Source organism: Mycobacterium sp. NGS27 (assembly GCF_059813005.1).
Map to the genome: position 1 here is coordinate 757,176 of NZ_JCALDT010000002.1, position 20,111 is coordinate 777,286.

Below are 20,111 nucleotides of genomic sequence, written 5' to 3' on the forward strand. Positions count from 1 at the left end.
TCCTAGCCAGCACCTATCTAGCTACCATCCACCCAACTTCGGTCGACCACAAGACCGTCGGACCGAATCAGCCGCCACGGCGGTGGGCGGCCCCGCCGAGCCGGCGCTCAGTGATGCCAGCTGGACCAACGCCGCACCGCGACCTCGATCACCGGGCCGTCCAGCGAAACCGATTGATACTGTGGGTATTTCGCTCGTAGCAGCAGGCGCCCGAGCTCAACGGCGTCACCGTGGGTGTGGACGGTGGCGACGCCGTCGGCGCGCACCCACCACAGCTGGGCCCAGTCGTCGGCGTAGTGATCCACGAGCAGGCTCACCCGGGGGTTGCTGTCGATGTTGGTCAGGCGGCGCAGCCGCTGTGTCGTTTTCGGCTTCGCGTCGACGGCCGTGTAGACCACGTCGCCGTCGTCGGCGGCGACGGCGAACACCACCGGCACCAGGTGCGGCAGGCCGCCGGGCGTGACCGTCGCCAGTCGGGCCACCGGGGCCCGGCCGAAGCTGGCCTTGGGTTCGAATTCGCCCACCGTGTCAGCTTAAGACGCGCGGTAGCTGCAGACGGGCTGGTCAGAACCTCACCCATGCCGTGCATAGCTACCTGCATTACGGTTATATACACACACATGTGCCGCCAAGAGCCTGAGGCCGGGACAATTTGTTCTCTACCGCGAAGCAGGAGGGTGACACCGATGAGCAAACCGCACCACCGCCCGGTCCTGTGGTCATGGTTGGTCAGCGTGCTGACGGTGGCCGGACTGTGGCTTGGTCTGGGGTCCGGCGTGGGCCTTGCGCCGGCTTCGGCGTCACCGTCCAACCTGACGCTGGATCGGTTCACCGACCGCCCCCTGGCGCCACTCGACCCGTCGGCGGCGGTCGGTCAGGTGGGGCCGCAGGTGGTCAACATCGACACCAAATTCGGCTACAACAACGCGGTGGGCGCCGGAACCGGCATCGTGATCGATCCCAACGGGGTCGTGTTGACGAACAACCACGTGATCTCGGGCGCCACCGACATCAGCGCATTCGCCGTCGGCAACGGCCAGAGCTACGCCGTTGACGTGGTCGGCTACGACCGCACCCAGGACATCGCGGTGCTGCAGCTTCGCGGCGCGGCCGGCCTTCCCACCGCCGCGATCGGGGGCGCGGCGACCGTGGGAGAGCCGATCGTCGCGCTCGGCAACGTCGGCGGCCAGGGCGGCACGCCCAACGCCGTGGCCGGCAAGGTCGTCGCGCTCAACCAGAGCGTCTCGGCGACCGACACGCTGACCGGCGCGCAGGAGAACCTGGGTGGCCTGATCCAGGCGGACGCCCCGATCAAGCCCGGTGACTCCGGTGGTCCCATGGTGAACAGCGCCGGGCAGGTGATCGGCGTGGACACCGCCGCCACCGACAGCTACAAGATGTCCGGCGGGCAGGGCTTCGCCATTCCCATCGGACGCGCGATGGGGGTTGCCGGCCAGATCCGGTCGGGCGCCGGCTCGAACACGGTTCACATCGGTCCCACCGCCTTCCTGGGCCTGGGTGTGATGGACAACAACGGCAACGGCGCGCTGGTGCAGCGCGTCGTCAGCACCGGCCCCGCGGCGGCCGCCGGCATCGCGCCCGGCGACGTCATCACCGGCGTCGACAACGTCGCGATCAACGGCGCGACGTCCATGACCGGGGTGCTCGTCCCGCATCACCCGGGGGACACCATCGCCGTGCACTACCGGTCCAACAATGGCGGCGATCACACCGTGGACATCACCCTGGCGGAGGGGCCACCGGCCTGACAGCCGCGCCGACGGGACCGGGCCGGTGGCCAAATCGTTTGCGAGCGGGCGTGTTTCGACGTAAACGTAGGTGCGTGATTCCGAAAGTGGCGCCTAGGGTACCCGTGGCATCGTGGATTTGATGAACGACGCAAGAGAAGCTGTCGAGCACCATCCCGAGGGGGGCAGTCACGTCCAGGACGGCGTCGTGGAGCACCCCGACGCCGAGGACTTCAACAACGCCGCCGCGCTGCCCACCGACCCCACGTGGTTCAAGCACGCGGTGTTCTACGAGGTGCTGGTGCGGGCCTTCCTGGACGGCAATGCCGACGGATCCGGCGACCTGCGCGGGCTGCTGCAACGACTGGACTACCTGCAGTGGCTGGGCATCGACTGCATCTGGCTGCCACCCTTCTACGACTCGCCTCTGCGAGACGGCGGATACGACATCCGGGACTTCTACAAGGTGCTGCCCGAGTTCGGCACGGTCGAGGATTTCGTCGCGCTGCTCAACGCCGCGCACGAGCGGGGCATCCGGGTCATCACCGACCTGGTGATGAACCACACCTCCGATTCGCACCCTTGGTTTCAGGAGTCGCGGCACGACCCCGACGGCCCGTACGGCGACTTCTACGTCTGGAGCGACACCGCGGAGAAGTACACCGATGCGAGGATCATCTTCATCGACACCGAGGAGTCGAACTGGACCTTCGACCCGGTGCGCAAGCAGTTCTACTGGCACCGGTTCTTCTCCCATCAGCCCGACCTGAACTACGACCACCCCGCCGTGCAGGAAGCCATGATCGACGTGCTCCGGTTCTGGCTCGAGCTCGGTATCGACGGATTCCGCCTGGACGCGGTGCCCTACCTCTTCGAGCGCGAGGGCACCAACTGCGAGAACCTGCCCGAGACGCACGCCTTCCTCAAGCGGGTTCGCAAAGTCATCGACGACGAATTCCCCGGCCGGGTGCTGCTGGCCGAGGCCAACCAGTGGCCGGCCGACGTCGTCGAGTACTTCGGCGACGCCACCACCGGCGGCGACGAATGCCACATGGCGTTTCACTTCCCGCTGATGCCGCGCATCTTCATGGCGGTGCGCCGGGAATCGCGCTTTCCGATTTCGGAGATCCTGGCCCAGACGCCCGAGATCCCCGATATGGCGCAGTGGGGGATCTTCCTGCGCAACCACGACGAGTTGACGCTGGAGATGGTCACCGACGAAGAGCGTGACTATATGTATTCCGAGTACGCCAAGGATCCGCGGATGAAGGCGAACGTCGGGATCCGCCGCCGGCTGGCGCCGCTGCTGGACAACGACCGCAACCAGATCGAGCTGTTCACCGCGCTGCTGATGTCGCTGCCCGGCTCGCCGGTGCTGTACTACGGCGACGAGATCGGCATGGGCGACGTGATCTGGTTGGGTGACCGCGACGGGGTGCGCACACCGATGCAGTGGACACCGGACCGCAACGCGGGCTTCTCCAAGGCCAACCCGGGCCGGCTTTATCTGCCGCCCAGCCAGGATTCCGTCTACGGATACCAGGCGGTCAACGTGGAGGCGCAACGCGACACCTCCACGTCGCTGCTCAACTTCACCCGGACGATGCTGGCCGTGCGGCGCCGTCACGAGGCCTTCGCGATCGGGACCTTCGAGGAGCTGGGCGGCTCGAACCCCTCGGTGCTGGCCTTCGTGCGGCAGGTGTCCGACGACGGTGACACCGTCCTGTGCGTCAACAACCTGTCGCGTTTCCCCCAGCCGATCGAACTGAATCTGCAGCATTGGAGCGGTTGCACGCCGATCGAGCTGACCGGACAGGTGGAGTTTCCGCGCATCGGTCACCTGCCCTACCTGCTCACACTCCCCGGACACGGGTTCTACTGGTTCCAGTTGACCGGATGCGAGGAGGATTCATGATGAGGGCTCGCGCCGCGGCGATGCCGTGGGGGTACTCCCCAGCCTCGCGGGGAGCGCATCCGCTGGCGGGGAACGGAGCCGATGAGAAGGAGTGGCGCAAATGACTCAGCCGGCCAAGCTGCCTTGGTCTGAGTGGCTTCCACAGCAACGTTGGTACGCAGGACGCAACCGCGAACTGTCCAGCGCCGAGGCGAGCGTGGTCGTCCCGCTCGACGACGGCCTCGACCTGGTGCTCGTCGACGCCGTCTACGCCGACGGTTCCCGGCACCGCTACCAGGTGATCGTGCGCTGGGACGCTCCCCCGGTCTCCGAATACAGCAACGTCGCCACCATCGGCGCCGTCGACGACCGGACGGCCTTCGACGCGATGTACGACGCCGTTGCGCCGCGGTTCCTGCTCTCGCTCATCGACTCGTCGGCCTCGCGCGGCGCGTCGGGCACCGAGATCAACTTCGCCAAGGAACCGGATGCGAAGCTGCCCCTGGAGGCGATGGCGCACGTATCCGATGCCGAGCAGTCCAACACCAGCGTCATCTTCGACCGCGACGCCATCTTCAAGGTCTTCCGCCGAGTCAGCAGCGGCATCAACCCCGACGTCGAGCTGAACCGCGTGCTGGGCCGGGCCGGTAACCCGCACGTCGCGCGGCTGCTGGGAAGCTACGAGATGGCGGGTTCGGACGGCGGCGCCGACGCGGCATGGCCGCTGGGCATGGTCACGGAATTCGCCGCGAATTCCGCCGAAGGCTGGGCGATGGCCACCGCCAGCGTCCGCGACCTGTTCGCCGAAGGCGATCTCTACGCTTACGAGGTCGGCGGCGACTTCGCCGGGGAGTCCTACCGGCTCGGCGAGGCCGTGGCGTCGGTGCACGCCACCCTGGCCGAGGCCCTGGGCACCTCGCAGGCCGTTTTCCCGGTGGACAACGTGCTGTCGCGGCTGTCCTCGACGGTGGCGCAGGTTCCCGCGCTCGAGGAGCACGCGGCGACGATCGAAGAGCGATTTCAGAAGTTGGTCTCGGAGACGATCACCGTGCAGCGCATCCACGGCGATCTGCACCTGGGCCAGGTGCTGCGCACGCCGGAGCGCTGGTTGCTGATCGACTTCGAGGGCGAGCCCGGACAGCCGCTCGAGGAGCGCCGTGCGCCCGACTCAGCGTTGCGGGACGTGGCCGGCGTGCTGCGGTCGTTCGACTACGCCGCCTACGGACCGCTGGTGGACCACGCGGATGACAAGCAATTGGCGGCGCGCGCCCGGGAGTGGGTCGAGCGCAACCGGACGGCATTCTGCGACGGCTACGCGGCCGCCTCGGGGATCGATCCGCGCGACTCGGCGCAGCTGCTGGCCGCCTACGAGCTGGACAAGGCCGTCTACGAGGCCGGCTACGAGGCGCGGCACCGGCCGGGCTGGCTGCCAATCCCGTTGCGTTCCATCGCACGTCTTACCGCTGCCTAGCGGGCTGCCGCCTCGGCCGTCCGCTGCGCGGATGGCCGATGTCTGAAAACATGTGCGGGTGCCGAGTGAAATCAACAACAGCGAATCGCGCCTGTCGTGGGTGCTGGCAGTGCTTGCCGGGATCTTGGGGGCGACCGCCTATACGCATTCCGCCGGATACTTCGTGACGTTCATGACCGGCAACGCGCAACGCGCGGCGCTGGGGTTCTTTCGCGGCGACGTGGTGCTCTCGATCTCCGCGGCGGTGTTGATTCTGTGCTTCGTCGCCGGCGTGATAATCGCGTCGGTGTGCCGGCGACATCTCTGGGTGGCGCACCCGCACGGACCGACGGTGTTGACGACATTCAGTTTGGCGGCGGCCACCTTGGTCGACGTCGTCGACGAAGGCTGGGAGGAGAATCTGCTCGACTTTGCACCGATCATGTTGGTGGCATTCGGGATTGGGGCTTTGAACACATCGTTCGTCAAGGACGGTGAGGTGTCGGTCCCGCTGAGCTATGTGACCGGCACGCTGGTCAAGATGGGCCAGGGCATCGAGCGTCACATCGCGGGTGGGACGGCGGCGGACTGGCTGGGCTATTTCCTGATGTTCGCGAGCCTCGTGGTGGGCGCGGCCGTGGGTGGCTTGATCAGCCTGTTCGTGAACGGGACGTGGATGCTGGTGATAGCCACCGTCGTGTGCGGGCTGACGACCGGCTACACGTATTTCCACTCCGATCGCCGAGCCCTGCTCCAGCAGGCGGGAAAAGAGCATCGGCAGTAGCGCTGACCGGTGCGCTACTGCCGATGCTGGCTTTGGCCTTAAGCCGCGGGAGGGTTAGCGGTGGGCGCGCTAGCCGGTGCGGCGTTGACCGTGTTGAGGGTTTGCAGGATATCGGGCTTCATCGCGACCAACTGCTGGTTCCAGTAGGGCCAGGAGTGCGTCCCGTTGGCAGGGAAGTTGAACACCCCGTTGCGTCCGCCGGCGGCCACGTAGTTGTTCTGGAACTGCTCGTTGGTGCGCAGCGTCATGCCCTCCAGGAACTTCGCCGGCATGTTGTCGCCGCCGAGGTCGCTGGGGGTGCCGTTCCCGCAGTAGACCCAGAGGCGGGTGTTGTTGGCGACGAGTCGCGGAATCTGGATCATCGGGTCGTTGCGCTTCCACGCCGGGTCGCTGGACGGGCCCCACATGCTGTTGGCGTTGTAGCCGCCCGCGTCGTTCATCGCCAGCCCGATCAGGGTGGGCCACCACCCCTCGGAGGGGTTGAGGAAGCCTGACAGCGCGGCGGCGTACGGGAACTGCTGCGGGTAGTAGGCCGCCAGGATCAGCGCGGAGCCGCCCGACATCGACAGGCCCACCGCGGCGTTGCCGGCCGGGGAGACCTGCTTGTTGGCCTGCATCCACAGGGGCATCTCCTGGGTCAGGAAGGTCTCCCACTTGTAGGTGTAGTTCTGTCCGTTACCCGACGACGGCTGGTACCAGTTGCTGTAGAAGCTGGACTGGCCGCCGACCGGCATGATCACCGACAGGCCGGACTGGTAGAACTCCTCGAACGCTGGGGTGTTGATGTCCCAGCCGTTGTAGTCGTCCTGCGCGCGCAGGCCGTCGAGCAGGTAGACGGCGTGCGATCCGCCGCCCTGGAACTGAACCTTGATGTTGCGGCCCATCGACGGCGAGGGCACCTCGAGGTATTCCACCGGAAGGCCGGGCTTGGAGAAGGCCCCCGCGACGGGGGAGCCGCCGGAGGCTACCGCGAGACCGGACAGCAGGGAGGCACCCACAGCCGCGATCGCCAGTCGGCGCGGCATGGTAGCCGCTGCGCCACGCAACTTTTCGAAGAACGACATAGCTCTCTACCCATCCCAACTTTCATCTGCCGCAAGGTGCGGTCGAATCTGTTCTCGGGGAGTGAAACACAGCGAGAGCGCCGAATCCCGTTGTCGCGGCCGGGATGACAGATCGCGGTTAGCTAACGATTGAGCGTCGCGCAGACATCGTCACAGTCGGGTCACGATCGTCTCTCGGAACCCTGCGCAACCCTTGCGCTGCGATGGCGCATGCGCTATCGCGACCGCAGTGCCTCAGGCGACCAGGCGACGTAAAAGTGTTGATGCCGTGACGATTCCGAGGACGGCTGCCACCACCAGCACGACGATGTCCACGGGGTTGAACGGGGTGCCGATCAGCAGCCCGCGCAGTGCGTTCACCTCGTAACTGAGTGGATTGACCTTGCTCAGCACGTGCAGCCACGTCGGCATCACGTCGACCGGGTACAGCGCGTTGGACGCGAAGAACAGCGGCATCGTGATCGCCTGGCCGATCCCCATCAGGCGGTCGCGGTTGCGCACCAGACCGGCCAGGGTCATGGACAGGCAGGCGAAGAATGCGGCGCCGAGCATGACGATGGCCATCGCCGCCAGAATCCGCAGCGGATTGACCGTCAGGCCGACGCCCATCACGTACGCCAACGCGAGCACCCCGACCACCTGGGCCACCGAACGGACGCCGGCGGCGAACGCCTTGCCGGTGATCAGTGCCGACGCCGGGGCCGGCGTCACCATGAGTTTGGCCAGCACTCCGGCGTCTCGATCCCAAATGATTTGTATCCCATAGAAAATGGAGATGAACAGCGCCGACTGGGCGATGATCCCCGGCGCCAGAAACGCCAGATACGACACCGATCCGGTGGGGATGACATGCAGGTGGCTGAACGTGGTCCCGAAGATCAACAGCCACAGCGCGGGCTGCACCATCCGGGTGACGAGCTCGGTCCGGTCGTGTTGCAGCTTCTGCAGTTCGACGATCGCGAATGCTCCGATGCGGCTGGACAGCGCACCGACTCGTTGCCAGCCACGCGGGGCGAGGACCAGCGAGCCCGCCGCGGCGCTATCAACCGACACGACGCGCCACCTTTCTGCTGGAACGGATTTCGCGAATGGACCCGTTGGCTTCCCCTGGGTCTTCTTCTTCGTCCAAACCCGACGCCGCGTAGTGGCGGAATACGTCTTCGAGGGTGGCCGACGGCGACACCGTCGCCTTCAGTCTGTCGGGGGTGCCGACGGCCCGCAGCTGACCGCGATGCATCAGCGCGACCCGATCGCACAGCGCGTCGGCCTCCTCCATGTAGTGGGTGGTCAGCAGGACGGTCATGCCGAACTGGGCCTGCATCTTTTGCACCTGCCCCCACACCCCGTCCCGCGCAATCGGATCCAGACCGACGGTTGGTTCGTCGAGCACCAGCAGCGACGGGCGGTTGACCAGCGCCTGGGCCACCTCGAGGCGGCGCACCATGCCGCCGGAGTACGACGACGCCAGCCGGTCGGACACCTCCATGAGATCCATGGCGGACAGCGCCTGATCGACGCGGTCGGCGCGCTCGCTGCGGGGCACGCCGTACAACCGCGCGAACCACGCCGCATTCTGCCGGCCGGTGAGCGCGGGCTCGATCGAAAGCTGTTGCGGCACATAGCCGATATTGCTTCTGATGTCGGTGGTTTGGCGGCGCGCGTCCATCCCTAAGATACGCAGTTCGCCGTGCTGCACGGGTGTCAGCGTGGTCAGCATCCGGACCATGGTGGTCTTGCCGGCGCCATTGGGCCCCAGCAGTCCCATGGTCTCGCCAGGGCGCACCTGCAGGGTCACGTCATCGACGGCGGTGAACTGGCCATAGCGATAGGTCAGGTTTCGGCCGTCGACCGCCATCGGCAGCGATCCGCTCATGGTCGCCGCTCTCGCAGTTTTCGGGTCATCGTGTCGAGGACCTCCAATCCCTTTGTCAAAGAATCGATTTCGTCGTCATCCAGTTCGCCGATCACCTCGGACAGCAATGCCCGCCGGGTGGCGCGGGATGCGTCGACGACCTGCTGGGCGGGCTCGGCAAGCCGAAGTTGGCAGACCCGGCGGTCGGTGTCTCCCGCCGTCCGCAGCAATAGCCCGCCGGACACCAGCTTGGTGACCAGGGTGGAAGCGGTGTTGGGCACCAGGCCGAGCTCGGCCGCCGCGGCGCTGACCGAAATACCCGGCCGACGCCCGACCAGCCACAACAGCTCCGATTGAGACTCGGAGAGTCGCGACGAGTCGAATCCGCGGCCGGCCGACCTGCGCAGCTGCCGACGGAACCTGCCGACGACTCCAAAGAGCTCGCCCGCCACATCAGTGCGTGATTTCATATGCACCCCATAATACCTCTGTAGCCGAGCTATTTATGTGGAGAAGCTATGCGTGGGTTATGTACCCGCTACCGGGGAAGGCGATGCAGCACGACGTCGGTCAGCTCGCCGTCGTCGACGTTCGCGGTCATGTAGGTGCAGAACGGTTGCCTGCGGCGGTCCGTCGGCGACCCGGGATTGAGCAGGCGCAACCCGGTCTCGGTGGTGGTGTCCCACGGGATGTGGCTGTGCCCGAAGACCAGCACCTGACTGTCGGGGTAGAGCCGCGACATCCGGGCGTCGCGTCCGCTCGCGGCGCCGGTCTCGTGCACGACGGTGAACAGGACCCCCGCCAGCCGTACGTCCGCACGTTCGGGCAACCTCGCCCGCAACGCCGGGCCGTCGTTGTTTCCCCAGCAGCCCACCAGCCGGGCCGCCCGCGCCTCGAGCTCGTCGAGGAACTCCCGCGCTATCCAGTCGCCGGCGTGGACGACGACGTCGGCCTCGGACACCGCGTTCCATACCGGCGCGGGCAGGTCGCGGGCCCTTTTCGGGATGTGGGTATCGGCGATCAACAGCAGCCTCACAGCCCCATCTTGCGCCAAATCGCGCGCATCGTTGCCCGGACCCGGCGGGACGATCAGGGCTATATACCCTACGGGGTATGGTATACAGGACGCATGGGAAGCGAAGGTAACGGCAGCGGATCGCACAACACGGATGTCGCCAAGCACGACGCCGGGGACATCGACGCCGTCCTCGCCCGGTTACGGCGGGCGCACGGTCAGCTCGGGGGCGTCATCTCGATGATCGAGCAGGGTCGCAGTTGCAAGGACGTCGTGACCCAGTTGGCGGCCGTCTCGAAGGCCCTCGATCGCGCGGGCTTCAAGATCATCGCGTCCGGGCTGCGTGACTGCATCGCGCGGCCGGCCGCTAAGCCGGCCGTCTCCATCGATGACCTCGAGAAACTGTTCCTGAGCCTGGCCTGAAGGGCCACGCTGCCGAGAGAGGGGTGAAAAGCAATGTCCTCCGCGAAAAATGACCGGACCCGACCGACGGTGACGCTCTGGCTCGACCCGGTGTGTCCGTACTCGTGGAACACCGCACGTTGGCTCCGCGCCGTCGCAGAGAAGACTGGACTGGCGATCGACTGGCACCTGATGAGCCTGGCGGTTCTCAACGAGGGTCGGGAGTTGTCACCCGCGCAGCAGGCCCACATGCGTGACTCGCGGCAGATCGGCTGGCTGATGGCCGCTATAGCGCGCGACCATGGCGACGCGGGATGGAACGCGGCGTATTTCGCCTTCGGCGAGCGACACTTCGACCGCTCAGAGCCTGTCAGCGGCGACCTCGTCGCGCAGGTCTTGATGGCGGCGGGGGCCCGCGGCGCAGAAGCGGCGGCGGTCTCCGACGCGTCCCTGGACGACTTCATCCGGACCCAGCATGAGGAGGGCCAAAAGGCACTCGGTGAGACCGGGGGCAGCCCCATTCTGCGGATCGGCGACCACACATTCTTCGGGCCTGTGCTGACCGGGCTTCCGGATTCCGATGCCGCCACCGCGCTGTTCGATGCGATCGCGACCTTGGCCGCGATTCCGCAGTTTGCCCAACTGCAACGGCCACGCGCGGCCTAGCCGCACGAGCGTCGACGCTGAAACAAGGAGGAAAGAATGACATCGACGTTGAGCACCACGCTGCACACCTCGTTCGAGGATGCGGTGGACCGGACGACAAAGGCGTTGGCGGATCAGGGTTTTGGCGTCCTGACGACAATCGACGTCAAGGCCACGCTGAAGCAGAAGCTGGGCGAGGACATGGAGGATTACCTCATCTTGGGCGCCTGCAACCCCACGCTCGCGCATCGCGCGCTGGGCATTCATCGCCAGATCGGCCAGCTGTTGCCGTGCAACGTGGTGGTGCGGTCCGATCCCGCCGGTGATGCCGATGCGGTTCTGGTCGAAGCGATGGATCCCCAACTCATGGTCAAGGTGACGGGCGAGCAGGGAGCTCTGCAGGAAGTCGCCGACCAGGCCACCGCCAAGCTGCAAGCGGCGATCGGCGCGCTGGGATAACCCGGATAGCCGCGCGGGCGCAAGCGCTCGCCGGCCCGACTAGCCGTCTTGGCTGCGCGCTTCGGCGCCCGACTCACCGGCGTCGAACGAGTCATCCGAACCCGCAGCCCCCACATACGAGCCGTCTTCCTCGCCCGCGGCGGCGCGGGACTGAGTCTGGTGGTTCTCAGCGTCCACGTCTTCCTCGGCCTTGTGGCCCTTGTGATCTGGCATGGTGGCTTCCTTTTCTGGGGAGGGGGAGTTCCCCCGTGGGGTTCCCTCGACAGCCGAGATGAAACGGCGACCTCCGGCCACGACGTGGAGCCACGGCGCTATTGTTAGCAGCCGAAGCCAAGGAGAACATCGAATGCGCACCTTCGAATCAGTCACCGAACTTGCCGCGGCCGCGGGCGAAGACCTCGGGCACAGCGACTGGGTCACCATCACCCAGGAAGACGTCAACCTGTTCGCCGACGCGACCGGCGATCACCAGTGGATTCACGTCGACCCGGAACGGGCCGCGTCGGGCCCGTTCGGCAAGACCATCGCCCACGGTTTCATGACCTTGGCGCTGCTGCCCCAGCTGCAGCACCAGATCTACACCGTCAACGGCATCAAGCTGGCAATCAACTACGGCCTCAACAAGGTTCGATTCCCCGCCCCGGTTCCGGTCGGCTCCCGGGTACGCGCCCAGAGTTCGTTGGTCAGCGTCGACGACGTGGGTAACGGCGCCGTGCAGGCGACCATCTCGACCACCGTCGAGATCGAGGGATCGGCCAAGCCGGCGTGCGTGGCCGAAAGCGTGGTTCGCTTCGTCGCATAAAACCCGCGCCTAAAACCCACGTCGAGCGTCGAGTTGTTGCGGTGAAACGCGGGCTTTTCCCCAACAAGTCGACGCTCGACGTCAGAACTCGGCGACCGCGTGTTCCAGCCGCTCGGCCAGCCGCGCTTGTGCTTCGGCGCGCCGGGTCGGGATGTGGGCTGAGGGGAAAGGCGTTGTCACCGGCTCATATTCACGCAGGGTCCGGCGGGCGACCGTCATCTTGTGCAGTTCGGTCGCGCCGTCGGCGATGCCCAGGGATTCGGCGGCCACCAGCATTTTGACGAACGGCATCTCGTCGGAGACGCCGAGTGCGCCGTGTAGGTGCAGCGCGCGCTGCGCGACGTCGTGCAGGACCTGCGGCATGGCCACTTTCACCGCCGCGATGTCGCGGCGCACCTTCTGATAGTCGTGGTGCTTGTCGATCAACCAGGCGGTGCGCAGCACCAGCAGCCGGAATTGCTCGATCTGGATCCAGCTGTCGGCGATCTTCTCCTGCGTCATCTGGAAGTCGGCCAGCTTCCCATGCCTGGTCCGGCGCGAGACCGCGCGCTCACACATCATGTCAAAAGCCTTGCGCGCCAACGCTATCGTCCGCATGGCGTGATGGATGCGGCCACCGCCCAGGCGGGTCTGCGCGATCATGAACGCCGAACCTTCGCCGCCGAGCACATGGTCGGCCGGCACCCGCACGTCGTTGTAGCGAACGTATCCGTGTGAGCCGTGCTTACCGGACTCGCCCCCCACCGCGACGTTCCGAATGATCTCGATGCCTGGGGTCTCGGCGGGGACGATGAAGAGCGACATCTTGTCGTACGTGCGCGCGTCGGGCTTCGTCACCGCCATGACGATGAAGAACGACGCGTGCTTGGCGTTGCTGGAAAACCACTTCTCCCCGTTGATGACCCAGTCGTCTCCGTCCCGGGTTGCGCTCGTCACGAACATCCCCGGATCGGAACCACCCTGTGGTTCGGTCATCGAGTAACAGGAGGTGATCTCGCCGTCCAGCAACGGCTGCAGGTACCTGGCCTTCTGCTCGTCGGTGCCGAACAGCGCGAGGATCTCGGCGTTGCCGGAATCCGGCGCCTGACAGCCGAATACCGAAGGCGCCCAACGGGAACGCCCGAGGATCTCGTTGAGAAGCGCGAGCTTGACCTGACCGAACCCCTGACCGCCGAGCTCGGGGCGCAGGTGGGCCGCCCACAGGCCCTGGTCCTTCACCTGCTGCTGCAACGGCCGCAGAATGGCCATCATCTCCGCGTTGTGCTTGTCATAGGGGTCGAGGGCGACCAGGTCGAGCGGTTCCAGCTCTTCGACCATGAACTTTTCCACCCAGTCCAGCTTTGCCTGGTATTCGGGGTCTGTTTCGAAGTCCCACACGAGGGCCAACCAATCCCCGGCGCAGCGCCGCGCCGGACTCGTCGATGAAGCCACCCCATCCTAGAGCGAGGCGGCCAGGATTCAGTCGTCGGCGCGGGTGTCTATCACGCGCTGGGCGACGTCGATGAGCTTGGTCTGGCTCTCCTGGGAAAGCCGGCGCAGCAACTCGAAGGCACGCACATCGTCGACGCCGTAGCGCTCCATGATGATGCCCTTGGCCTGGCCGATACGGTCTCGCGTGGACAGGGCCGACAGCATTTGCTGTCCGTGCCGCGAGGCCATGATCGCCGAGGCGGCATGCGCGGCGAACACCGTTCCGATGGTTTCGGCCTCGGTGTCCCACACGCCGGGCCGAAAGCTGAACAGGTTGAGCGCGCCGGCAGTGCGCTCCGCCGTATACAGCTTGAACGAGAGGCTGCTCAGCACGCCGTGCTCCACGGCCGCCGGGGCGTAGTGAGGCCAGCGCGGTTCCTCGCGAAGGTCGTCGGTGCGCACGATCGTTTCTTTCAGCGCGGCGTCGTGGCAAGGGCCCTCACCGAAGTCGTGTTGTAGCTTGTCCAGCTTGGCGACCAGGCTGTCGGTGTCGGCGAGGGATTCGAAGTCGCCGCCGCCCTTCACCAGCAGTACGCCCGCGATGTCCGCCGCCGGTATCAGCTCCACAGCCGTGGTGGTCACGTCGGCGAGAACCCGGTCGAGCGAGCGCGGCGCCGCGATTTCCCGGGCGAGCTCGGCCATGCGCGTAGCCAGCTCGTGCCGCGAGGTCGCGTCCAAAGACTCCATGGGACCGGATTCTCCACGATGTACCCCCGTGGGTCACCCCGTCCGCGCATTTTTCCGCGGCGCCGACCCGCCGAGAAGTTTGCGGAGTGCATCGTTTGGCCCCATGAGCCCCGGGTACCCGCCGTCGACAGCCCGATGCCAATCCCCCAGGAGGCCCCAGTGTTTGTGCACAACAAAGATCTTCAATTCGAGGTTCGCGTCGATCGACCCGACCCTCGCTTCGCGTCGCTGCTGATGGAACAGTTCGGCGGAGCCAACGGGGAACTCACCGCGGCGCTGCAGTACTTCACCCAGGCGTTCGTGCTGCGGCAGAAGAACCCCAAGATGTACGACCTGTTCATGGACATCGCGACCGAGGAGTTGAGCCACCTCGAAATGGTCGGGTCGATGATCACGATGCTGCTCGACGGGCTCAACGACAACCTCAAGATCGCCAACGAAAAATGTGACTGGATGCCGGCGGTGGCTTCCAACGGCGGCGGCCGGGATGGCCTCATCCATTCGGTCGCGGTCAACCCGCTGTTCCTGGTGCTCAGCGGCGGTGGGCCCGACGTCAAGGACTCCGGTGGAAACAACTGGACGGGCGCCTACATCGACGCCAACGGTGACCCGACCGTCGACCTGCGCAACAACGTCGCGGCGGAGTCGCGTGCCAAGATCGTCTACGAATACCTCAAGCAGTACACCGATGACCCCGGCGTTCAGGACACCCTGACGTTCCTGATGACCCGCGAGGTGGCGCACTATCAGCAATTCAGCGCCGCGCTGAACGAGCTGCCGGTGAACTTCCCACCCGGACAGTTGCCGGGTGACCCACGCTTCCAGAACGTGGCGTTCAACATGTCCAACGGCGGCGGCGAGTCCATCCGCGGCCCGTGGAACCAAGGCCAGGGGCCGTGGCCCGAGGGCATGGAATGGGAGTACGTCGAAAAGCCCGAAGAACAGTGGCTGGGCGGCACCACGCGCAAGAACACGGGCGCTGCCGAGAACCCGCAGGGCTCACCGGCCGTCAACGCCGAGAAGCCATTCACCCACGAACAGCACGTTCCCACAGGATAGTTGGAGCGGAACAAGGGCCGGGCGTCGATTATTCGGCGCCCGGCCGCCGGCCGGCCTCAGTGCATCTGGGGATCCGGCGGGTTGTCCTCGGCGCGGCCGGTGAGCGCGTCGCGCACGTGGTCGACCGCCGCCGCAGCCATTCCCATCGTTTTCAGCACCGCGGGGTTCGGCGGCGTGTCCGGATGCGGTCGGGTCGGGGCAATCTTCTTCCCGGCTTCCAGCTTCGCGCCGATCTTCTCCAAATCCGCACGGCTCATTACGGTTTCGACCTGAGGCCAAACCTCATTCTGTTCGTAGGCGATATGTTCGCGCCCCGCCTTGACGAATTCCTGCAACGCTTCGTGGTAATCCGGCTCGCCCGGCTTACCGTCCTCGAGGCGCTGCAGCAGCTTCTTTCCGGCTTGCTCCTGCTCGATCGCCTTGTCAACGAGTCCGTCACCGATCGCGTCGCGTACCGCGGGCCAGAAAAACTGCTCCTCGATCGCTTCGTGCTGTGACTCGGCGATGATGAGGTTGTTGACCATGGTTTCCAGGCCGCTGGCCTGCGCGCCGGAGCCCGACGGCGCGCCGTCCAGCGTCTCCAATAAGCCGAGCACGCTCTTATGGTCCTGACGAAGAAAAGTGATTGCGTCCATGCCGTGCCTTCCAGTCGGGGCTGTGAGAAGTTCGCGTGCGGATACCCCGGCTGACCGCGCCGAAACGGTAGGCGGGCGAGGTGCGTTCAGCGCAGTTGCGGTAAGACGTTGACGCGGTAGAAGTCGATGGCAACGACGGGATCGCCCTGGGGAAAGTGCAGGAACGGGATGGCGCCGGCGTCCAGAACCCGCTGCACGGCGTCGACGTGCGGACCTGCGTCGGTGCCGACGGTCCAGCCGGCCAGCACCTTGTCAATGGGGTTGGACTCGGCCGCGCGCTGGATCTCGACGGGGTTGGGCTGATCGACGGCCCCGGCGGTGAAACGCCACAGCGTGGCGGCCCGGGTCGCCTCGGCGTTGTCGCCGACGACCGCGAACAATTCGGCGCGCTTGCCCAGCGCGCCCACATCGCGGCCGGCGTCCCGCGCGCCGGCAGCGAAGGCCGCCAAGAGTTTTGGATTGGTGACATCGTGGGCCTGGGTGATCCAGCCGTCCCCGCGCTGCCCCGCGAGCCGGGCGCTCTTCGGGCCGGAGGCTGCCACGAAGATCGACGGGGGCGTGGCCGGGACGTCGTAAAGCTTCAGCGAATTGGTCTGAAAATAGCGTCCGGAGAAGGAGATTCGCGAGCCACTCCATAGCTGGCGAATCAGGTCGATCGCTTCGGCCAGCCGGTCGTGGCGCTCGGCGTAATTGCCGTAGGTGTCGGTGGTGGCCTGCTCGTTGAGCCGCTCGCCGGTGCCCACTCCCAGAAACACCCTGCCCGGGTTCAGGATCGCCAGCGAGGCGAAGGCCTGGGCGACTGTGGCGGGGTGGTAACGGTAGCTCGGACAGGTCACCCCGGTGCCGAACGAGATGTGGCTGGTGCCGCTGCCGACCAGCGCCAGCGTCAGCCAGGGAAACATCGCGTGGCCCTCGTTGTCCTGCCATGGCTGGATGTGGTCGCTGGCCCACACGTACTGAAAGCCGGCCCGTTCGGCCGCCTGAGCCTGTGCCACCAGGCGATCGGTGCGGAACTGCTCGTGCGAGAGCACGAAGCCTACGCCCTTGCCCGGCGGCGGTGGGCCGCCGGACTTGCCATGTTCGCCAGCCGGTTTCGCGCATCCGTCCGTCAGGCCGACGGATCCGAGCATGCCCGCACCGGCCGCGACCCGACCGAATGCCCGCCGCGAGATGCCGGTCACCGGATCGGCATACCCGTACCACCCGGGCTCACACCCACTAGCCTGATGCGGATGACCCCGCAGGTCCGACCGGCAGTAAAGGCCGATGTCCGTGAGCTCTCCAGCACGCTGGCGCGCGCGTTCTACGACGACCCGGTGATGATCTGGCTGATTCCCGACCAGGACAAGCGGACCGTGCACCTGTCCAGGTTGTTCGCGACGATGACGCGCCATCACCACCTGGCACGCGGGGGCGTGGAGGTGGCCGGCGCGGACGCGGGTATCGGCGCGGCCGCGCTGTGGGATCCGCCCGGCCAGTGGCACGAGACAACCGGTGGGCAGCTGGCGATGACGCCGACTTTCATCCGGGTTTTCGGCCTGCGCTCGATGCGCGGGCGCGCGGTACAGGAATTGATGAAGAGCCTGCACCCCGAGGAACCGCACTGGTACCTGGCCGTGATCGGCAGCGATCCGACGGTCCGCGGCACAGGATTCGGTCAGGCGCTGATGAGGTCGCGGCTGGACCGGTGCGACGCCGAATACTGCCCGGCATATCTCGAGTCGAGCAAGCCCGAAAACGTGCCGTACTACGAGCGTTTCGGCTTCACGGTCACCCGCGAGATCGTGCTGCCCTATGGTGGTCCGAGCCTATGGGCCATGTGGCGCCAGCCGCGGTGACGGCCCGCCAACCGGCCCCCGTCCGCGTTTAGCCCCGCGAAGGCGCGGGCAACCGTCTCGGCATGAGCGATAACCCCCAGGCCGACCTGGATCCCGCGGACTTCCCCGAGGAGGGCGGCCCGGGTGACACCTTGAACGCGAGCGAAAGCACCGACTCGGACGAATTGCGCAATGACGACGGCGACATCGTCGTCGACCCTCCCGAGGGCTGGAGCGAGGCTGACAAGTTCGGCATGACCGCCAGGGAAGAACGCGAGGGCGAGTCCCTTGACGCCCGGTTGGCGGCCGAGGAGCCCGACGTCCCCGATGCCATCGAGCCGGTCGACGACAAACCCCGGCGCGCGCACCGGGGCCAGATCGACGGCACCCCCGAAGACGGCGACTCGCTGTACGAGGTCGTCGACGAATAAGTCAGTGTTCGGCTGTTTACTGCAGCCGACGCGGTCAGGGCGTGCTTCGCCAGCCGGCGATGCCGGTCGCGATCATCCTCAGCTGCTTGACGGCGAGCCGGCGGATGTCCTCGGTCGCCTCGGCGCTCTGCGAATCCTCGATGGCCTCCGCGATCACGATCATCGCGTTGACGAACAAGGTCGCCAGCACATTGAGATCCTCGGTGGTCCACTTGTTCAGCCCGGGAAATCGCGCCAGGTCGGTGGCCAGTTCGGACGTGATCAGCCGGATTTCGGTGCGAATGGCGTATCGCAGCACAGACAGGCCACTGTTGCGTTCCCGGCCGATGAGCCGCCAGTGTTCGCGCCGGTCGGCGACGCTGGCGACCAGGATCTCGACCGAGGACTCGATCACCCGGTTCGGGTCGAGCTTGCCGGCCCGCGCGTCGCGCAGGGTGTCGCGCAGGCTTCGGAACGACTCGTCGATCAGGACCAGGCCCAGGGCCTCCATCGATTCGAAATGCCGGTAGAAGGCCGCCGGAACGATGCCTACCTCGCGGGTAACCTCGCGCAGGCTCAAGCTGGAGAAGCTGCGGTCCTGCAACAGCTTGAGGGCCGCGGCGATGATGGCCCGGCGAGTCGCCTCCTTGCGCTCCTCCCGCGACTGGCTTTCGCGCGTGCGCTCGCGACCTGAGCCGCGCCCGCGTGAGCTAGGAGTACGGCTGTTCACTGTGTGAACCCTACCACAGCCAGGCAGTAAACCCTTGACTACCTGGCCACCGTGGCCTCACGGTGTACATATGTTCACTCAAACCGCTCAAACTTCTGGCCGAGTCCTCGCGCGGACCCTTCGGCAGCGCGTGTTGGGTTCAGAGCTGTTGGACCTGCTGACCGGTCCGCACGGCGTCGACCGCTACACCGAACTGGTGGCGCCGACCTGGACGCTGGGCGAAGCCCGCGCCAAAGTGACGGACGTGCGCCGGACCACCCCGCGCAGTGTCACCCTGACCCTGACCCCCAACGACACCTTCCTGTCCGCTCACACCTTGAAGGCCGGCCAGTACGTCAACCTCACGGTCGAGATCGACGGCCGTCGGCACACCCGTTGCTATTCGCCCGCCAATGCCGAAGGGACGGCCGGCCTCGAGTTGACCATCGGTCGGCACGAGGGCGGCCTGGTCTCGAATTATCTGTACGAACACGCCCACCGCGGCATGGTGGTCGGCTTGACGGGCACCGGGGGCGACTTCACGTTGCCGGCGCGCGGACCGCAGAGCCCGCAGCGCATCCTCTTCATCTCCGGCGGCAGCGGCATCACTCCGGTGCTGGCGATGGCGCGCACCCTGCTCGCCCAGCGCCATCCGGGCGAGATCGCCTTCATCCACTACGCCCGCACGCCCGCCGAGGCCTGCTACCGAAACGAGCTGGCCGCGATGTCCCCGGTGCGGGTGCTGCACGGCTATACCCGATCCGACGACGGCGACCTCACCGGGCGCTTCGGCCCGGAGCACCTGGCCGCCGCGATGCCGTCGCCCGACGCGGTATTCGTCTGCGGGCCAACGCCTTTGGTCGAGGCCGTCCGATCGCACTGCGACAACGTGTACACCGAGAGCTTTGTGCCGCCGGCCTTCGACACGCCGGCGGAACCGTCGGGCGGACGAGTCACATTCGCCGACAGCGGCGTTGACATCGTCGACGACGGGCGGTCGCTGCTGGAACAGGCCGAGGCGGCGGGTCTGTCGCCCGAAAACGGATGCCGGATGGGCATCTGCCACACCTGCACGCGCCGCAAAACGTCCGGCACCGTGCGCAACCTGGTCACCGGTGCGGTCTCGACCGCTCCCGATGAAGACGTGCAGATCTGCGTGTCCGTTCCGGTCGGTGACGTGGACCTGTCGCTGTAAACGCCAATTCAGCT

General features: G+C 66.4%; 24 protein-coding genes. 12 read left to right on the plus strand and 12 right to left on the minus strand.

All coding sequences use genetic code 11. From position 1 onward, the window contains the following. Window positions 1-107: 107 nt before the first annotated feature. A complete protein-coding gene (locus AC5Y30_RS08135) occupies window positions 108-524 on the minus strand; it encodes a TIGR03668 family PPOX class F420-dependent oxidoreductase (protein WP_499917550.1) in 417 nt (138 codons plus the stop codon). Between the two features lie 162 nt (window positions 525-686). Here AC5Y30_RS08135 and AC5Y30_RS08140 point away from each other — a divergent pair, with 162 nt between their 5' ends. From AC5Y30_RS08140 to AC5Y30_RS08155, 4 genes are all read left to right on the plus strand, one after another. Continuing rightward, window positions 687-1,769 (plus strand): S1C family serine protease, encoded by a 1,083-nt coding sequence (locus tag AC5Y30_RS08140; protein ID WP_499917551.1) that lies wholly within the window; start codon window positions 687-689, stop codon window positions 1,767-1,769. 121 nt (window positions 1,770-1,890) lie between these two features. Further along, complete coding sequence (treS, locus tag AC5Y30_RS08145) at window positions 1,891-3,663, plus strand: maltose alpha-D-glucosyltransferase (RefSeq protein ID WP_499917552.1); 1,773 nt, start codon at window positions 1,891-1,893, stop codon at window positions 3,661-3,663. Window positions 3,664-3,763: 100 nt separating this feature from the next. Then, window positions 3,764-5,113: a maltokinase N-terminal cap-like domain-containing protein gene (locus tag AC5Y30_RS08150; protein ID WP_499917553.1), complete on the plus strand. Its 1,350-nt coding sequence runs from the start codon at window positions 3,764-3,766 to the stop codon at window positions 5,111-5,113. Window positions 5,114-5,171: 58 nt separating this feature from the next. Next, window positions 5,172-5,876 (plus strand): YoaK family protein, encoded by a 705-nt coding sequence (locus AC5Y30_RS08155; protein WP_499917554.1) that lies wholly within the window; start codon window positions 5,172-5,174, stop codon window positions 5,874-5,876. A 38-nt stretch (window positions 5,877-5,914) separates the two neighbouring features. Here AC5Y30_RS08155 and ag85C read toward each other — a convergent pair whose 3' ends face one another. The 5 genes from ag85C to AC5Y30_RS08180 all read right to left on the minus strand — a co-directional run bounded on the left by ag85C (window position 5,915) and on the right by AC5Y30_RS08180 (window position 9,828). After that, entirely contained in the window at window positions 5,915-6,940 is a 1,026-nt protein-coding gene (gene ag85C / locus AC5Y30_RS08160; RefSeq protein WP_499917555.1) for a diacylglycerol acyltransferase/mycolyltransferase Ag85C, read from the minus strand. Window positions 6,941-7,174: 234 nt separating this feature from the next. Beyond that, window positions 7,175-7,993, minus strand: a complete 819-nt coding sequence (locus tag AC5Y30_RS08165) for an ABC transporter permease (RefSeq protein ID WP_499917556.1) — start codon at window positions 7,991-7,993, stop codon at window positions 7,175-7,177. Continuing rightward, complete coding sequence (locus AC5Y30_RS08170) at window positions 7,983-8,813, minus strand: ATP-binding cassette domain-containing protein (protein ID WP_499917557.1); 831 nt, start codon at window positions 8,811-8,813, stop codon at window positions 7,983-7,985. The genes AC5Y30_RS08165 and AC5Y30_RS08170 overlap by 11 nt, the downstream gene beginning before the upstream one ends. Continuing rightward, window positions 8,810-9,262, minus strand: coding sequence for a MarR family winged helix-turn-helix transcriptional regulator (locus AC5Y30_RS08175; protein ID WP_499917558.1), 453 nt, complete (start codon window positions 9,260-9,262; stop codon window positions 8,810-8,812). The genes AC5Y30_RS08170 and AC5Y30_RS08175 overlap by 4 nt, the downstream gene beginning before the upstream one ends. 68 nt (window positions 9,263-9,330) lie before the next feature. Further along, window positions 9,331-9,828 carry a metallophosphoesterase family protein gene (locus AC5Y30_RS08180; protein WP_499917559.1) on the minus strand — a complete coding sequence of 166 codons (498 nt, stop codon included), beginning with the start codon at window positions 9,826-9,828 and terminating at the stop codon, window positions 9,331-9,333. 93 nt (window positions 9,829-9,921) lie between these two features. Here AC5Y30_RS08180 and AC5Y30_RS08185 point away from each other — a divergent pair, with 93 nt between their 5' ends. Genes AC5Y30_RS08185 through AC5Y30_RS08195 form a run of 3 tightly spaced genes read left to right on the plus strand, consistent with a single transcriptional unit; the run spans window position 9,922 to window position 11,313 of the window. After that, window positions 9,922-10,230, plus strand: coding sequence for a metal-sensitive transcriptional regulator (locus tag AC5Y30_RS08185; RefSeq protein ID WP_499917560.1), 309 nt, complete (start codon window positions 9,922-9,924; stop codon window positions 10,228-10,230). Window positions 10,231-10,263: 33 nt separating this feature from the next. Further along, a complete protein-coding gene (locus tag AC5Y30_RS08190) occupies window positions 10,264-10,875 on the plus strand; it encodes a DsbA family protein (protein WP_499917561.1) in 612 nt (203 codons plus the stop codon). Between the two features lie 36 nt (window positions 10,876-10,911). Continuing rightward, window positions 10,912-11,313: a DUF302 domain-containing protein gene (locus AC5Y30_RS08195; protein WP_499917562.1), complete on the plus strand. Its 402-nt coding sequence runs from the start codon at window positions 10,912-10,914 to the stop codon at window positions 11,311-11,313. 39 nt (window positions 11,314-11,352) lie between these two features. Here AC5Y30_RS08195 and AC5Y30_RS08200 read toward each other — a convergent pair whose 3' ends face one another. Continuing rightward, the gene (locus AC5Y30_RS08200) at window positions 11,353-11,526 is read right to left on the minus strand and encodes a hypothetical protein (RefSeq protein WP_499917563.1); all 174 of its coding nucleotides are present in this window, start codon (window positions 11,524-11,526) and stop codon (window positions 11,353-11,355) included. Window positions 11,527-11,659: 133 nt separating this feature from the next. Between AC5Y30_RS08200 and AC5Y30_RS08205 the strand changes: the two genes are divergently transcribed. Continuing rightward, a complete protein-coding gene (locus AC5Y30_RS08205; protein ID WP_499917564.1) occupies window positions 11,660-12,115 on the plus strand; it encodes a MaoC family dehydratase in 456 nt (151 codons plus the stop codon). Between the two features lie 81 nt (window positions 12,116-12,196). Here AC5Y30_RS08205 and AC5Y30_RS08210 read toward each other — a convergent pair whose 3' ends face one another. After that, entirely contained in the window at window positions 12,197-13,492 is a 1,296-nt protein-coding gene (locus AC5Y30_RS08210; protein WP_499917689.1) for an acyl-CoA dehydrogenase family protein, read from the minus strand. Window positions 13,493-13,573: 81 nt separating this feature from the next. Then, complete coding sequence (locus AC5Y30_RS08215) at window positions 13,574-14,272, minus strand: GAF and ANTAR domain-containing protein (protein ID WP_499917565.1); 699 nt, start codon at window positions 14,270-14,272, stop codon at window positions 13,574-13,576. A gap of 159 nt (window positions 14,273-14,431) precedes the next feature. On the opposite strand from AC5Y30_RS08215, the gene AC5Y30_RS08220 reads away from it, so the two are divergent. After that, on the plus strand, window positions 14,432-15,331 hold the full coding sequence (locus tag AC5Y30_RS08220; RefSeq protein ID WP_499917566.1) for a manganese catalase family protein: 900 nt from the start codon (window positions 14,432-14,434) through the stop codon (window positions 15,329-15,331). A 56-nt stretch (window positions 15,332-15,387) separates the two neighbouring features. On the opposite strand, the gene AC5Y30_RS08225 is transcribed toward AC5Y30_RS08220, so the two are convergent. Both AC5Y30_RS08225 and AC5Y30_RS08230 read right to left on the minus strand, forming a co-directional pair. Further along, window positions 15,388-15,966 carry a hemerythrin domain-containing protein gene (locus AC5Y30_RS08225; protein WP_499917567.1) on the minus strand — a complete coding sequence of 193 codons (579 nt, stop codon included), beginning with the start codon at window positions 15,964-15,966 and terminating at the stop codon, window positions 15,388-15,390. An 86-nt stretch (window positions 15,967-16,052) separates the two neighbouring features. Next, the gene (locus tag AC5Y30_RS08230; protein ID WP_499917568.1) at window positions 16,053-17,147 is read right to left on the minus strand and encodes a F420-dependent hydroxymycolic acid dehydrogenase; all 1,095 of its coding nucleotides are present in this window, start codon (window positions 17,145-17,147) and stop codon (window positions 16,053-16,055) included. 51 nt (window positions 17,148-17,198) lie between these two features. On the opposite strand from AC5Y30_RS08230, the gene AC5Y30_RS08235 reads away from it, so the two are divergent. Both AC5Y30_RS08235 and AC5Y30_RS08240 read left to right on the plus strand, forming a co-directional pair. Continuing rightward, window positions 17,199-17,804 (plus strand): GNAT family N-acetyltransferase, encoded by a 606-nt coding sequence (locus AC5Y30_RS08235; RefSeq protein ID WP_499917569.1) that lies wholly within the window; start codon window positions 17,199-17,201, stop codon window positions 17,802-17,804. 62 nt (window positions 17,805-17,866) lie between these two features. Continuing rightward, window positions 17,867-18,214 (plus strand): hypothetical protein, encoded by a 348-nt coding sequence (locus AC5Y30_RS08240; RefSeq protein WP_499917570.1) that lies wholly within the window; start codon window positions 17,867-17,869, stop codon window positions 18,212-18,214. 34 nt (window positions 18,215-18,248) lie between these two features. Here AC5Y30_RS08240 and AC5Y30_RS08245 read toward each other — a convergent pair whose 3' ends face one another. Then, a complete protein-coding gene (locus AC5Y30_RS08245) occupies window positions 18,249-18,923 on the minus strand; it encodes a TetR family transcriptional regulator (protein ID WP_112707223.1) in 675 nt (224 codons plus the stop codon). Window positions 18,924-18,993: 70 nt separating this feature from the next. Here AC5Y30_RS08245 and AC5Y30_RS08250 point away from each other — a divergent pair, with 70 nt between their 5' ends. Beyond that, window positions 18,994-20,097 carry a ferredoxin reductase gene (locus AC5Y30_RS08250; RefSeq protein ID WP_499917571.1) on the plus strand — a complete coding sequence of 368 codons (1,104 nt, stop codon included), beginning with the start codon at window positions 18,994-18,996 and terminating at the stop codon, window positions 20,095-20,097. Window positions 20,098-20,111 lie beyond the last annotated feature (14 nt).